This window comes from Streptomyces sp. NPDC020884 (assembly GCF_044333935.1).
Classification (GTDB): Bacteria; Actinomycetota; Actinomycetes; order Streptomycetales; family Streptomycetaceae; genus Streptomyces.
In genome coordinates, this window is record NZ_JBIRRY010000001.1 from 637,074 (window position 1) to 650,502 (window position 13,429).

12 protein-coding genes are annotated in these 13,429 nt (G+C 69.0%); 4 read left to right on the forward strand and 8 right to left on the reverse strand.

The genetic code is table 11. The annotated features are described in order from the left end of the window. The first annotated feature begins 146 nt into the window (after positions 1-146). Entirely contained in the window at positions 147-1,046 is a 900-nt protein-coding gene (locus tag ACH4UK_RS02910) for a TerD family protein (RefSeq protein ID WP_398354308.1), read from the forward strand. A 29-nt stretch (positions 1,047-1,075) separates the two neighbouring features. Here ACH4UK_RS02910 and ACH4UK_RS02915 read toward each other — a convergent pair whose 3' ends face one another. The 6 genes from ACH4UK_RS02915 to ACH4UK_RS02940 all read right to left on the reverse strand — a co-directional run bounded on the left by ACH4UK_RS02915 (position 1,076) and on the right by ACH4UK_RS02940 (position 5,661). Then, on the reverse strand, positions 1,076-1,810 hold the full coding sequence (locus ACH4UK_RS02915) for a Tellurium resistance (RefSeq protein ID WP_398354309.1): 735 nt from the start codon (positions 1,808-1,810) through the stop codon (positions 1,076-1,078). 130 nt (positions 1,811-1,940) lie between these two features. Further along, positions 1,941-3,092 (reverse strand): DUF475 domain-containing protein, encoded by a 1,152-nt coding sequence (locus tag ACH4UK_RS02920; protein WP_398354310.1) that lies wholly within the window; start codon positions 3,090-3,092, stop codon positions 1,941-1,943. A gap of 70 nt (positions 3,093-3,162) precedes the next feature. After that, positions 3,163-3,738 (reverse strand): TerD family protein, encoded by a 576-nt coding sequence (locus ACH4UK_RS02925; RefSeq protein ID WP_010057499.1) that lies wholly within the window; start codon positions 3,736-3,738, stop codon positions 3,163-3,165. A gap of 133 nt (positions 3,739-3,871) precedes the next feature. Continuing rightward, a complete protein-coding gene (locus ACH4UK_RS02930; protein WP_097865933.1) occupies positions 3,872-4,447 on the reverse strand; it encodes a TerD family protein in 576 nt (191 codons plus the stop codon). A 138-nt stretch (positions 4,448-4,585) separates the two neighbouring features. Continuing rightward, positions 4,586-5,044 (reverse strand): peroxiredoxin, encoded by a 459-nt coding sequence (locus ACH4UK_RS02935; protein WP_398354311.1) that lies wholly within the window; start codon positions 5,042-5,044, stop codon positions 4,586-4,588. Between the two features lie 179 nt (positions 5,045-5,223). Further along, positions 5,224-5,661 (reverse strand): DUF3052 domain-containing protein, encoded by a 438-nt coding sequence (locus tag ACH4UK_RS02940; protein WP_030585952.1) that lies wholly within the window; start codon positions 5,659-5,661, stop codon positions 5,224-5,226. Between the two features lie 514 nt (positions 5,662-6,175). On the opposite strand from ACH4UK_RS02940, the gene aceE reads away from it, so the two are divergent. Continuing rightward, positions 6,176-8,908 (forward strand): pyruvate dehydrogenase (acetyl-transferring), homodimeric type, encoded by a 2,733-nt coding sequence (gene aceE / locus ACH4UK_RS02945; RefSeq protein ID WP_398354312.1) that lies wholly within the window; start codon positions 6,176-6,178, stop codon positions 8,906-8,908. A gap of 133 nt (positions 8,909-9,041) precedes the next feature. Here aceE and ACH4UK_RS02950 read toward each other — a convergent pair whose 3' ends face one another. Together ACH4UK_RS02950 and ACH4UK_RS02955 are read right to left on the reverse strand one after the other, a co-directional pair. Continuing rightward, positions 9,042-9,434: a peptidase inhibitor family I36 protein gene (locus ACH4UK_RS02950; RefSeq protein WP_398354313.1), complete on the reverse strand. Its 393-nt coding sequence runs from the start codon at positions 9,432-9,434 to the stop codon at positions 9,042-9,044. Positions 9,435-9,612: 178 nt separating this feature from the next. Next, positions 9,613-11,109, reverse strand: coding sequence for an MFS transporter (locus ACH4UK_RS02955; protein ID WP_398354925.1), 1,497 nt, complete (start codon positions 11,107-11,109; stop codon positions 9,613-9,615). 250 nt (positions 11,110-11,359) lie between these two features. Between ACH4UK_RS02955 and ACH4UK_RS02960 the strand changes: the two genes are divergently transcribed. Beyond that, the gene (locus ACH4UK_RS02960) at positions 11,360-12,025 is read left to right on the forward strand and encodes a TetR family transcriptional regulator (protein WP_398354314.1); all 666 of its coding nucleotides are present in this window, start codon (positions 11,360-11,362) and stop codon (positions 12,023-12,025) included. A gap of 118 nt (positions 12,026-12,143) precedes the next feature. Next, on the forward strand, positions 12,144-13,352 hold the full coding sequence (locus tag ACH4UK_RS02965) for an alpha/beta hydrolase (RefSeq protein ID WP_398354315.1): 1,209 nt from the start codon (positions 12,144-12,146) through the stop codon (positions 13,350-13,352). The last annotated feature ends 77 nt before the right edge of the window (positions 13,353-13,429 follow it).

Sequence of the window (13,429 nt, forward strand, 5' to 3'; positions counted from 1 at the left end):
TCCCCATGTACATGAATTTCCGGTTACCCGCCTCTTGTGCGACCCCCTCTCGCGGTATCGTCGCGCCCTGCCCGCGCCGCCGCCGGGCACGGTCGTGCCGCCCCCCGCGTTGTCCGCACGGGCCCCCAGCAGGCAGGATGACCGTCATGACGCACACGATGCTGAAGGGCTCGAACGTCCCCGTCGATGCCGCGGCCGTCCGGGCCGTGCTGCGCTGGACCCCGGGCGCCGGGATTCCCGACGTGGACGCCTCCGCCCTGCTCCTCGGTGCGTCCGGGCGGGTGCGGTCCGACGAGGACTTCGTCTTCTACAACCAGCCCCGGCACCCCTCCGGCCTGGTCCGGCGGCTGCCGAAGCGCAGCGTCCCGGAAGGGCTGACCGACACGGTCGAGGCGGACCTCGGGGCGCTCGACGCCTCGGTGGACCAGGTGGTCATCGCGGCCTCCTCCGACGGGGCCGCCTTCGAACAGGTCACGGACCTGCGGATACTTCTGTTCGACGCGGCGTTCGCCGAGGGCGAGCCGCTGGCGGTGTTCGATGTCCGGCCGGAAACCGGCGAAGAGACGGCGATCATCTGCGGCGAGCTCTACCGCCGCGGCGAGGGATGGAAGTTCCGCGCGGTCGGCCAGGGCTATCCCACCGGCCTGATCGGCCTGGCCACCGCCTTCGGTATCTCGGTGGACGAGTCGGAGGCGGTGAACGGGGCGCAGGACCCGGGTGTTCCGGCAGCGGCGGGGCCCCTCCCGGCCGCCGTGCCGCCGCCTCCGGCCGTGCCGCCGGGACCCGTCCCGGTCCCCGCAGCGGCGGCCGCCGGGGCCGGGCCCGACTCCCAGGCCACGGTCCAGCACCAGCAGCCCTCCTACGGCTATCCGCCTCCGGTCGCGCACCCCGCCGCCGCCGCGCCCCACCAGCCGGCGTACGGCTATCCGCAGCCGGCCGCCGAGCCTCCCGCGTACGGCTATCCCCAGCCCGCGGCAGCCGCCGCGCACGCGCCCGACCCCCATTTCGTGCTGCCTCCACAGGGTCCGCAGTTCGTCCGGACCTGAGTTCGTCCGGAACTCGGAGCAGCCCCGGCTCAGGTCCGGGACTTGTAGCCGCGCCCCCACTGCATGCCGTAGCCGTACAGCCGGTCCAGCTCCGACTGGAAGCCGTACACGAACTTCACCTCGCGGCGCACGATCAGCTCGTCCTTGATGTTCTCCACGGTGAACACCGCGCAGGAGCGGGCCTGCGGTGCGCGTTCGTCCAGCTCGATCTCGATGCGCGGGCCGTTGCCCGGGTAGAGCGTGATCTTGGCGTGCGTACGGTCGAACGCGGGCGTCCGGTCGTAGATGTAGACGAAGAACAGCATCCGCTTGATCTTGTCGCGCTGGTCGAGGTTGACGTAGACCGTCTCCCCCGAGGGCGCGCCGAACCGGTCGTCGCCGCTGAGCCGGACGTAGGGCGGGCCGTTGAGGTCGCCGATCAGGCTGCCCAGCGGCTGTACGACCCCCTTGGTGCCGTCCATCAGCTCGTACATGCAGCCGAGGTCCAGGTCGACGTTGACGACGCCCTGGGTGTGCGCCTGGACCACCTCGGGCTGGAAGAGCTTGAGGGGGCGCCGCAGCCGGCCGCTCTGGCGCGAGCGGCCCTCGATGTCCGAGGTCCGCATCCGCCAGGACAGATTGACCCGGAGGTTGCCCGAGAGGGCGCCCTGTTTGTTGAGCGAGATCGTGGCGTTCCGTTTGGACAGCACGATGGCGCTCGACGTCGAGTTGCCCGAGTCGAACTGCGCCGCGCGCCCCGGCCACAGGCCGTCGAAGAATCCCATACCAACCCCCACCTGTTCCGCGCGCCCCGGACATCACTGCGGGACGGCCACCGGGCCGGGTCCGGGAGATCCCGGAGAGCCGTCGCCGTGTGGGCCGCCCCGCAGAGAGCGTTCCTCAATCCTTACCGGGTCACACCCCGGAGGACACTTCGGCCTTGCTGTCCGAGCCGCCGCTCTCGCCCGACTGCGCGGCGAGCGCACGGTTGCGCCTGACCGAGGACCAGAAGGAGAGGGCGATCAGGATCACGCCGACCGAGCCGGTGATGAACTCGTTGATCTCGTACTGGATGGTGATCAGCAGGATGATCGAGAGCGCGCCGATCGCGTAGTGCGCGCCGTGCTCCAGGTAGACGTAGTCGTCGAGCGTGCCCTCGCGCACCAGGTAGACGGTGAGCGAACGGACGTACATGGCGCCGATGCCGAGGCCGAGGGCCATCAGCACGATCTCGTTGGTGATCGCGAAGGCGCCGATGACGCCGTCGAAGGAGAACGAGGCGTCCAGGACTTCCAGGTAGAGGAAGAGGAAGAACGCGGCCTTACCCGCGAGGGCGATCCCGGTGACGGGCTTGCCCTTCTCCTTGGCCTCTTCCTCGGCCTCGTGCTCGCGCTCCTCCTCTTCCTCCAGCTTGCCCTCGAAGAATCCGGAGAGCCCGCCGACGACGAGGTAGGTGATCAGACCGGCGATGCCGGAGAGCATGACCGTCGCCGCCTTGTCCACGTCCCCGCCACCGTGCTGGTGGGCCTGGGTCGCGAAGGTCATGGCGGTGATGAGCAGGATGATCAGCGCGACGCAGACCGACAGCATGTCGACCTTGCCGAGCTTGGCGAGCGGACGCTCGATCCAGCGCAGCCAGTGGATGTCACGGTCCTCGTCGAAAATGAAGTCGAGGAAGATCATCAACAGGAACATGCCACCGAAGGCGGCGATCGACGGATGGGCGTCCGTGACCAGTTCCTTGTAGCGGTCGGGGTCATTGAAGGACAGGTCGATGGCCTCGATCGGTCCGAGCTGGGCGCTCACGGCCACGATCACGACGGGGAACACCAGTCGCATACCGAAGACGGCGATGAGGATGCCGATTGTGAGGAAGATCTTCTGCCAGAAGGCATTCATCTTCTTCAGGATTCCGGCGTTGATCACCGCGTTGTCGAAGGACAGCGAGATCTCCAGGACGGACAGGATCGCGACGATGCCGAATGCCTGCCACCCCCCGTAGAAAATCGCTGCGACCAGGCCGAGCGCGGTGACCGCGAACGACCAGCCGAAGGTTTTCAGAACCACTGGCTCCCCATCGTGTTATGTAAAGGGTCTCCCCCGGTGTGTCGGGGCTCCCCCGCGCTGGTGCGCGGCGTTATGAAACGTTGACGCCGAAGTCTAGAGCGATGCCTCGCAGGCCTGACGCATACCCCTGGCCGACTGCACGGAACTTCCACTCGCCGTTGTACCGGTAGAGCTCGCCGAAGATCATCGCGGTCTCCGTCGAGGCGTCCTCGCTCAGGTCGTAGCGGGCCAGTTCCTGGCCGTCGGCCTGGTTGACGACCCGGATGAAAGCGTTGCTGACCTGGCCGAACGCCTGGCCCCGGTTGTCCGCGTCGTGGATCGAGACCGGGAAGACGATCTTGTCGCAGTGGGCCGGGACCTGGTCGAGACGGACGATGACGGACTCGTCGTCGCCGTCGCCCTCCCCGGTGAGGTTGTCGCCGGTGTGCTCGACGGAGCCGTCCGGGCTCGTGAGGTTGTTGTAGAAGACGAACCACTCGTCACCGAGCACCCGGCCCGACTGGCACAGCAGTGCGCTGGCGTCGAGGTCGAAGGCGGCTCCCGTGGTGGAGCGTGCGTCCCAGCCGAGCCCGACCAGCACCTGTGTGAGGTTGGGTGCGACCTTGGAGAGGGAGACATTGCCTCCCTTGGCGAGCGTGACGCCCATGTGTGTCCTCCCCGAGTCGTGTAAAACGCTGCCGGGCGCTTTCGACGCCCGAGGCCGGGCGTCGAAAGCGCCCGGTCAGGGGGGTGTCCGGCCCGGTGCTGATCCGGACCGGACACCCTCCGGGGCCCGAACGTCAGACGTTGACGCCGAAGTCCTGGGCGATGCCGCGCAGACCGGAGGCGTACCCCTGGCCGATGGCACGGAACTTCCACTCGGCGCCGTTGCGGTAGAGCTCGCCGAAGACCATGGCGGTCTCCGTCGAGGCGTCCTCGCTCAGGTCGTAGCGGGCGAGCTCGGTGTTGTCGGCCTGGTTGACCACGCGGATGTACGCGTTGCGAACCTGGCCGAAGCTCTGCTGACGGCTCTCGGCCTCGTAGATCGAGACCGGGAAGACGATCTTGTCGACATCGGCCGGCACACCGGCGAGGTTCACCTTGATGACCTCGTCGTCGCCCTCGCCCTCACCGGTGGTGTTGTCACCGGTGTGCTCGACGGATCCGTCGGGGCTCTTCAGGTTGTTGAAGAAGACGAAATTGCCGTCCGCCGCGACCTTGCCCTCGGCGTTCGCCAGCAGCGCGCTGGCGTCGAGGTCGAAGTCGCCGCCGGTGGTGGTGCGGGCGTCCCAGCCCAGACCGACGATGACCGCGGTCAGGTTGGGCGCGGCCTTGGTCAGCGAGACGTTGCCGCCCTTGCTGAGGCTGACTCCCACGAGTCCTCCAGTAGTTTTCTCAGGGGCCGGCAGAAACCAGTGTCCCCGTCGTTCATTGGCATCGGATCAACGATTGGATCCTAGTGACCGGTTCCCGGCCAAAACAGGCTTTGGACCGGGCGTCGCCAGGAGATCACGTCAGAGCGCTTCGAGCGCCTTGACGTAGTCGTTCAGGTCACGGGCGTCGGGGAGGCCGTTGACGACGCTCCAGCGGACGACGCCCGCCTTGTCGATGACGAAGGTGCCGCGCACCGCGCAGCCCTTGTCCTCGTCGAAGACGCCGTACGCCCGCGAGGCCTCCCCGTGCGGCCAGAAGTCGGACAGCAGCGGGTACTCCAGGCCCTCCTGCTCGGCGAAGACGCGCAGGGTGTGGATGGAGTCGTTGGAGACGGCGAGCAGCTGGGTGCCCTCGTCCTCGAAGCGGGGCAGCTCGTCGCGGAGCGCGCACAGCTCACCGGTGCAGACACCGGTGAAGGCGAACGGGTAGAAGACCAGCACCACGTTCTTCTCGCCGCGGAACTCCGACAGCCGCACGGTCCGGCCGTGCTGGTCCTTGAGCTGGAAGTCCGGAGCCTCGCTGCCGACCTCGATCGTCATGGAACACGCATCCCTTCGCCGCTTCTCCGCATCCCGGGCCGAGTCCGTCCGGGTGACACCCACCCTACGCAGGGGCCTCGGGCGGCTCCCGGAGGGGCCGTGGACGCGCGAGGACGTACGAAGGCCCCCACGGGTGCGGTGTGCGCCTGTGGGGGCCCCGGGATGGTGCAGAGAGTGGTTCAGCGCTTGGCCTTGGCCCCCTTGGGGGTGACCAGACGGCTGCCCGTCCAGTCCTTGCCCGCGCTGATGCTCTTGGTCTGGGCGAGACCGGCTGTCTGGGCAGCCTCATTGATGTCGCTCGGTTCGACGTATCCGTCACGGCCGGTCTTCGGCGTCATCAGCCAGACCGTACCGCCGTCCTCGATCAGACCAATGGCATCCACCAGCGCGTCCGTAAGGTCGCCGTCCTCGTCGCGGAACCAGAGCAGGACGACGTCCGCGACGTCGTCGTACTCCTCATCGACGAGTTCCTGGCCGGTAGTGGCCTCAATGCCCTCACGGAGCTCCAGCTCGACGTCTTCGTCGTAGCCGATCTCCTGGACCACTTGTCCGGGCTCGAACCCCAGGCGTGCTGCCGGGTTGGTCCGCTCCTCCGCGTGGTCCGCGGTCGCGCTCACGGGTTGCCTCCTGATCATGTCTTCGGAAAATGCTGCAGCCACGCGCGTGCGCGGGGCGTTGGCCGTAGTCCACACGGGCTCGGCGAATCGCGCAAGTACCCAGCGTGCGAGACCGCCTATACGGTGACGTTCCCTGCCACGTCGCCGCAACTCTCGGCATGTCTCCGGGCGGCTTCCCCGGGTGGCCCCGGGTCACTCCATCCGTTTACGTCCTTCCTCAGCTTATGCCGTTTCGATCCGCCAATCGGAGTCGAACAGCCTTTGGGAACGCTTGAGCGCCTTGGGCGTAAGGTTGCGGTTTGCCCGTACCCAGCCGCGTACTGCCCATACTCGTGCCCCGCGGACGAGTTTTCGGAACCTCGGGGTTACCCCACGGTAGAGATGACGTTCGGGCCCTCGCGGTAGCACGATGGAGGCGGCGAACACAGACTTGACCGTGTTGTCCGTGTCATCCGGGGGTCACATTCCCCGTAACCAGGCCCCGCAGAGCACCACCGAACAGCGAAGGAACAGTGTGGCTTCCGGATCCGATCGCAACCCGATCATCATTGGCGGCCTTCCGAGCCAGGTCCCGGACTTTGATCCCGAGGAGACCCGGGAATGGCTCGACTCCCTCGACGCCGCCGTCGACGAGCGCGGCCGTGAGCGGGCCCGCTATCTGATGCTCCGGCTCATCGAGCGCGCGCGGGAGAAGCGCGTCGCCGTGCCGGAGATGCGCAGCACGGACTACGTGAACACGATCGCCACGAAGGACGAGCCGTTCTTCCCCGGCGACGAGGAGATCGAGCGCAAGGTCCTCAACGCGACCCGCTGGAACGCCGCCGTGATGGTCTCGCGGGCCCAGCGTCCCGGGATCGGCGTCGGCGGCCACATCGCCACCTTCGCGTCCTCCGCATCGCTGTACGACGTGGGCTTCAACCACTTCTTCCGCGGCAAGGACCAGGGCGACGGCGGCGACCAGATCTTCTTCCAGGGGCACGCGTCCCCGGGGATCTACGCCCGCGCGTTCCTCCTCGACCGGCTCAGCGAGGCGCAGCTCGACGCGTTCCGCCAGGAGAAGTCGAAGGCCCCGAACGGTCTGTCCAGCTACCCGCACCCGCGGCTGATGCCGGACTTCTGGGAGTTCCCCACCGTCTCGATGGGCCTCGGCCCGCTCGGCGCGATCTACCAGGCGCGGATGAACCGCTACATGGAGGCGCGCGGCATCGCCGACACCTCCGCGTCGCACGTCTGGGCCTACCTCGGCGACGGCGAGATGGACGAGCCGGAGTCGCTGGGCCAGCTGTCCATCGCGGCCCGCGAGGGCCTGGACAACCTGACCTTCGTGGTCAACTGCAACCTCCAGCGCCTCGACGGCCCGGTACGCGGCAACGGCAAGATCATCCAGGAACTGGAGTCGCAGTTCCGGGGCGCCGGCTGGAACGTCATCAAGCTGGTCTGGGACCGCTCCTGGGACCCGCTGCTGGCGCAGGACCGCACGGGCATCCTGGTCAACCGGCTGAACACCACGCCGGACGGGCAGTTCCAGACGTACGCCACCGAGACCGGCAAGTACATCCGCGAGCACTTCTTCGGCGACGACCCGCGGCTGCGGGACATGGTCAAGGACATGACCGACCAGCAGATCCTGCACCTGGGCCGCGGCGGTCACGACCACCGCAAGGTCTACGCGGCCTACGCGGCGGCCAAGGCGCACAAGGGCCAGCCGACGGTCATCCTGGCGCAGACGGTCAAGGGCTGGACGCTGGGGCCGAACTTCGAGGGCCGCAACGCGACCCACCAGATGAAGAAGCTCACGGTCGAGGACCTCAAGCGCTTCCGGGACCGGCTGCACATCCCGATCACGGACCAGCAGCTGGACGAGGGCTACCCGCCCTACTACCACCCGGGCCGCGACTCGGAGGAGATCCAGTACATGCACGACCGCCGCCAGGGTCTGGGCGGTTATGTCCCGACCCGTGTGGTGCGTGCGAAGCCGCTGGCCCTGCCCGAGGACAAGACGTACGCGGCTGCGAAGAAGGGTTCGGGAACGCAGTCGATCGCCACGACCATGGCGTTCGTCCGCGTTCTGAAGGACCTCATGCGGGACAAGGAGATCGGCAAGCGTTTCGTGCTGATCGCCCCCGATGAGTACCGCACCTTCGGCATGGACGCGTTCTTCCCGAGTGCGAAGATCTACAACCCGCTCGGCCAGCAGTACGAGGCGGTCGACCGGGATCTGCTGCTCGCGTACAAGGAGTCCCCGACCGGGCAGATGCTGCACGACGGCATCTCCGAGGCGGGCTGTACGGCCTCGCTGATCGCGGCCGGTTCGGCGTACGCCACGCACGGCGAGCCGCTGATCCCGGTGTACGTCTTCTACTCGATGTTCGGCTTCCAGCGCACCGGCGACCAGTTCTGGCAGATGGCCGACCAGCTCGCGCGCGGCTTCGTGCTGGGCGCGACCGCCGGCCGGACGACGCTGACCGGTGAGGGCCTCCAGCACGCGGACGGCCACTCGCAGCTGCTGGCCTCGACGAACCCGGGCTGTGTCGCGTACGACCCGGCCTACGGTTTCGAGATCGCGCACATCATGAAGGACGGGCTGCGCCGGATGTACGGCGAGGCGAACGAGGACGTCTTCTACTACCTCACCGTCTACAACGAGCCGATCCAGCACCCGGCCGAGCCGGAGGACGTGGACGTCGAGGGCATCCTCAAGGGCATCCACCGCTTCAGCACCGGCGAGAAGGGCGAGATCCCGGCCCAGATCATGGCGTCCGGTGTGGCGGTCCCCTGGGCCCTGGAGGCGCAGAAGATCCTCGCGGACGAGTGGAACGTCAAGGCGGACGTCTGGTCGGCGACCTCCTGGAACGAGCTGCGCCGCGAGGCGGTGGACGTGGAGCGCTACAACCTCCTGCACCCGGAGGAGGAGCAGCGCGTCCCGTACGTGACGAAGAAGCTCGAAGCGGCCCAGGGCCCCTTCGTGGCGGTCTCGGACTGGATGCGTTCGGTGCCGGACCAGATCGCGCGCTGGGTGCCGGGCGCCTACCAGTCGCTGGGCGCGGACGGCTTCGGCTTCGCCGACACCCGGGGTGCGGCCCGCCGGTTCTTCCACATCGACGCGCAGTCGATCGTGCTGGCGGTCCTCACCGAGCTGGCCAAGGAGGGCAGGATCGACCGGTCGGCCCTGAAGACGGCGGTGGACCGCTACGAGCTCCTGGACGTGGCCGCGGCCGATCCGGGCGCGGCGGGCGGCGACGCGTAGGCACAGTCTGATCCGAGGGGCGGTGGCGCGGGAGCGTCGCCGCCCCTCGGCGTTCCCGGGCCGGCGCGCCGGCGGACGGTTTACGGCGGGCGGCGGGCGGCTTGCGGCGGACGGCTTGCGGCGGGCGGCGGGTTCAGTTCTCCCAGATCTTGAAGGCCCGCACCTGGTACGGGGACCGGGGCGTCCAGGTGCCGCCGCCGGGGTACGTCTCGAACTCCCCCGTCTCCGCGCACTCGGCGGACTGGTAGGTCGTGACGGGCCGCCCGGTGCGGTTGGCGAGCGACTGGGCGTCGCCGCCCTTCGGCAGCGGGGTGCAGCTCTCGATGTCCACGTCGGAGAGCTCGAAGGTGTGCCGGGCCCCGGTGAAGTCGGGCTTCTTCCAGAGGCAGAGCCTGCCCGCCTCGCAGGTCCCGAGGCCGACGCCCGGGGAGCGCTCCGGAGCGGCTGCCGCCCGGTCGTGGGCCAGGGCCTGGGGAACGAGTGCGGTGACGGCCAGGGCGGCCGCGGCGAGAACGGTCGTACGCATGGTGGATCAACCCCCGTGGTTGGTCGGTGCTGTTCTTCCGCCGCTCACTCTGAGTCACCGGACCGGCGGGGCGAAAGAGGTGCCCGGGGGTCTCCACCCTGATAGGCGAGAGCCCCGCCGAAAGGATTCGGCGGGGCTCCGACCTGCGCTGTGTTGACGGCCTGCGCCGCTTCGGGCGTCAGATGTGGCCGACTCCGGCGCCGGCCTCGGCGTTCGCGCCGCGCTTGGTGAGCGTGGCGACGAAGGCGGCGATCACGGCGACGACGCCGGCGACCGTGAAGGCCAGGCCCATCCCCGACATGAAGGTGTCGTGGATGACCCCGCCGATGCGGTCGATGACGTCCGGCGTCATGCCGGGCGCCTTGGCGAGCTCCTCGGCCGGGACCATGCCGAACTCGGCGGCCTCCTCCAGCTTCGGGTCGGGGACGCCGGGCAGGCCCGCGCCCGCCCAGTTGTCCGCGAACTCGGCGCTGACCTTGGAGGACATGACCGCGCCGAGGACAGCGGTGCCGAGCGCGCCGCCGACCTGCATGGCGGCCTGCTGGAGGCCGCCGGCCACGCCGGAGAGCTCCATGGGGGCGTTGCCCACGATGACCTCGGTGGCGCCGACCATGACCGGGGCGAGCCCGCAGCCGAGCAGGGCGAACCAGAGGGACATCGCGAAGGTGCCGGTGGACTCGCTGAGCGTGGTCATGCCGAACATCGCGGTGGCCGTGCAGACCATGCCGCCGACCAGCGGGACGCGGGGGCCGTACTTGGTGATCAGCAGGCCGGCGACCGGCGAGGAGACGATCATCATGGCGGTCAGCGGCAGCAGATGCAGACCGCTGTCGACCGGGCTGAGGCCGTGGACGCCCTGGAGGAAGAACGTCACGAAGAAGAGGCCGCCCATGAAGGCGAAGGCCATCAGCATCATGAGGACGACACCGGCCGTCAACGGGATGGAACGGAACATCCCCAGCGGGACGAGCGGTTCCTTGACCTTGGTCTCCCAGAGGCCGAAGGCGAAGAAGAGCAGGATCGCCAGGCCCAGCCACGCCCAGGTCCGGCCGTCGCCCCAGCCCCAGGACTCACCGGCCTTGATGATGCCCCAGATCAGGGAGAACATCGCGCCCGAGAGCAGCGCGATGCCGAGGACGTCGAAGGAGCGCGGTGCGTTGGCGGCGCGGTGGTCCTTGAGGATCACCAGGCCGAAGACGAGCGCGACGACGCCGACCGGCACGTTGATGAAGAAGACCGACTGCCAGCTGACGTGCTCGACGAGCAGACCGCCGACGATCGGACCGCCCGCGGTGGACGCTCCGATGACCATGCCCCAGATGCCGATCGCCATGTTCAGCTTCTCGGCCGGGAAGGTGGCGCGCAGCAGGCCGAGTGCGGCCGGCATCAGCAGGGCGCCGAAGAGGCCCTGGAGCACGCGGAAGAGGATGACCAGCGAGATCTCGCTGGAGAGACCGATCGCACCGGAGGCGAGGGCGAAGCCCGCGATGCCGATGAGGAAGGTCTGGCGGTGGCCGAAGCGGTCGCCCAGCTTGCCCGCGGTGATCAGGGCGACGGCGAGGGCGAGCAGATAACCGTTGGTGATCCACTGGACGTCGGCGAGCGAGGCTCCGAGATCCCGCTGGATCGCGGGGTTCGCGATGGCGACGATGGTGCCGTCGAGGGCGACCATCATCACGCCGATGGCGACGGCGAAGAGGGTCAGCCAGGGGTGGCCGCGAAGCCCCTTGACCGGGGCGGATACTGCGTTGTCTTCAGGCTCCCGCGGCGCCTTCTCGACGGTGGTCTGACTAGTCATACGGGGAGACTAGTGACAGCCGCTGACAGTTGACAAACCAATTCACAAGACAGTAACTGTCACGTAGCTCACACGTCGCGCACAGGTATGCTGAGCTGGACAAACACGGGAAAAGAGGGACCGGTACGTGACCGACGGGCAGACAGTCGAGCCCCGAGTCGGACTGCGTGAACGTAAGAAGCAGCGCACCCGTGACGCCTTGTTGCGGGCCGCCCTCGAACTGTTCACCACCCAGGGGTACGAGCGCACCACCGTCGACGAGATCGTCGACGCGGTGGAGGTCTCCCAGCGCACCTTCTTCCGCTACTTCGCGAGCAAGGAGGACACGGCCTTCGCGGTGCAGGAGATGGTCGAGTCCCGCTTCATCGAGGAGCTGCGCCGGCGCCCCGCGGGCGAGGCGCCCTTCGAGGCCATGCGCCGGGCGGTGCTGTGCGCGTGGAACAGCATCGGCGAGGCGATCGAGGAGGTCGTCACCGTCGACCTCCATATGCGGACCTATCAGATGATCGAGTCGACCCCCTCCCTGCTCGCCACCCATATGCGGCGCGGGGTCGCCGTGGAGAACCAGATCGCCCGGCTGATCGCGGAGCGCGAGGGGCTCGACGTGGAGCGGGACCCCCGGCCGCGGGTGGCCGTCGCCGCGTTCTCCGGGGTGATGCGGGTGACCGGCCAGCTGTGGGGCCAGGGGTCCGATCCGAGCGTGGAGGCGCTGCGCGACCTGACCGAGGAGTACCTCGACCAGCTCGCCCCGGCCCTCGCCCGGGACTGGCGCCGGGAGTGGCCCCCGGAGTAGCACAGCTTCGGGGCGCCGGTGACCCTGCGTGAAGAATCCGGGGTGAATCCTTCGCGGACGGGTGATGTACGTCACCCGAATCACGGTGGTCGGCGCGCGTCTCCTAGGGTGTTGCGCAGTGACTTCTTTCGACACCTCCCCCACGTTGACCGCATGGCGCGCGCTGCTCGCCGTAGCGGTCGTGTTCGTGATGCTGGCGACGACGGGCTGGAGCGCCGTCAGCCATCAGCACTCCGACGGGCCACGCGAGCTCGCACTCGCGGCCTGGGCCCGGGACCGGATAGCGGGCCGCTCACTGCCGGAGGCCGATGCTCCCGCCTATCGGCTGGCCCACTTCTTCGCCACCCTGACCTCGGGGCAGCAGGTCGAGCTCGCGGGCAGGTATCCATCGGTGGTGGGGAATCTGAACGGCGCGCCGGTCACCCTGCGCTACCACGCCAACCGGGTGGCCCTCCGGCAGGCGGTGGCCGTGGAGAAGGCGCGGGCGCACGACGAGAAGCTCTCGCCGGACGGCCGCGACGAGGCGGGGAAACGTCTCGACCGGTTCCGGTCGATGCTCGCGGGCCGGCGCCAGATCTTGGCCTTCGATCCATCCGGGAAGGGCCGTGCGGCCGAGGTGTTCGGGAGTCTCGACCGGGCCGCCCGGGTCTCCGTCGTCGTCCCGGGCGTCGACACCCATCTGCTGACCCTGGAGCGCAGCGAGCGCGTGCACACGGCCCCCGTCGGCATGGCCAAGTCCCTGTACGGGGCTGAGCGCACGGCCTCCCCGGGCACCCGTACGGCCGTCATCGCCTGGGCCGACTACACCGCCCCGGCCGGTCTCGGCATGGACGCGGCGCTGGGCGGGCTCGCGGCGGACGGCGCGGTCCGGCTGAACGCGATGGTCCGCGCACTGCCCGGCGCCTCGAAGGTCTCGCTGTTCTGCCACAGCTACGGCTCCGTGGTGTGCGGGGTCGCGGCGCACCGGGCCCCCGACCGGGTGGCCGACATCGCGGTCGCGGGCAGCCCCGGCATGCGGGCCGCCAACGCCGGGCAGTTGGAGACCGACGCCCGGATCTGGGCGACGCGGGACGGGGACGACTGGATCGGGGAAGTACCGCATCTGGAGTTCGGCGGGATCGGTCACGGGGCCGACCCGGTCGACCCGGCCTTCGGCTCGCGGATCGTCTCGGCGGCCGGGGCGGCCGGGCACAGCGGCTACTTCGAACCGGGCACCGAGAGCCTGGACAACTTCGCCGCGATCGGCGTCGGGGCGTACGGATCGGTGAGCTGCGCGAGTGCCGACAGCGCATGTCACAGCGGTATTTCCGGCGAGCGGGGCGGCTGACGCGCGTAGAGGGGCGTGTCGCACGGATTGACTGGGAGACCCTCCGACTGACGGTGGGTCTTACTCCGAGGGGGGAC

Bases quoted from the DNA above. Each gene is read 5' to 3' on its own strand.
- ACH4UK_RS02910 (WP_398354308.1), top strand. From the start codon at position 147: ATGACGCACACGATGCTGAAGGGCTCGAACGTCCCCGTCGATGCCGCG.
- ACH4UK_RS02915 (WP_398354309.1), bottom strand. From the start codon at position 1,810: ATGGGATTCTTCGACGGCCTGTGGCCGGGGCGCGCGGCGCAGTTCGAC.
- ACH4UK_RS02925 (WP_010057499.1), bottom strand. From the start codon at position 3,738: ATGGGCGTCACGCTCGCCAAGGGAGGCAATGTCTCCCTCTCCAAGGTC.
- ACH4UK_RS02935 (WP_398354311.1), bottom strand. From the start codon at position 5,044: ATGACGATCGAGGTCGGCAGCGAGGCTCCGGACTTCCAGCTCAAGGAC.
- ACH4UK_RS02950 (WP_398354313.1), bottom strand. From the start codon at position 9,434: ATGCGTACGACCGTTCTCGCCGCGGCCGCCCTGGCCGTCACCGCACTC.
- ACH4UK_RS02955 (WP_398354925.1), bottom strand. From the start codon at position 11,109: ATGATGGTCGCCCTCGACGGCACCATCGTCGCCATCGCGAACCCCGCG.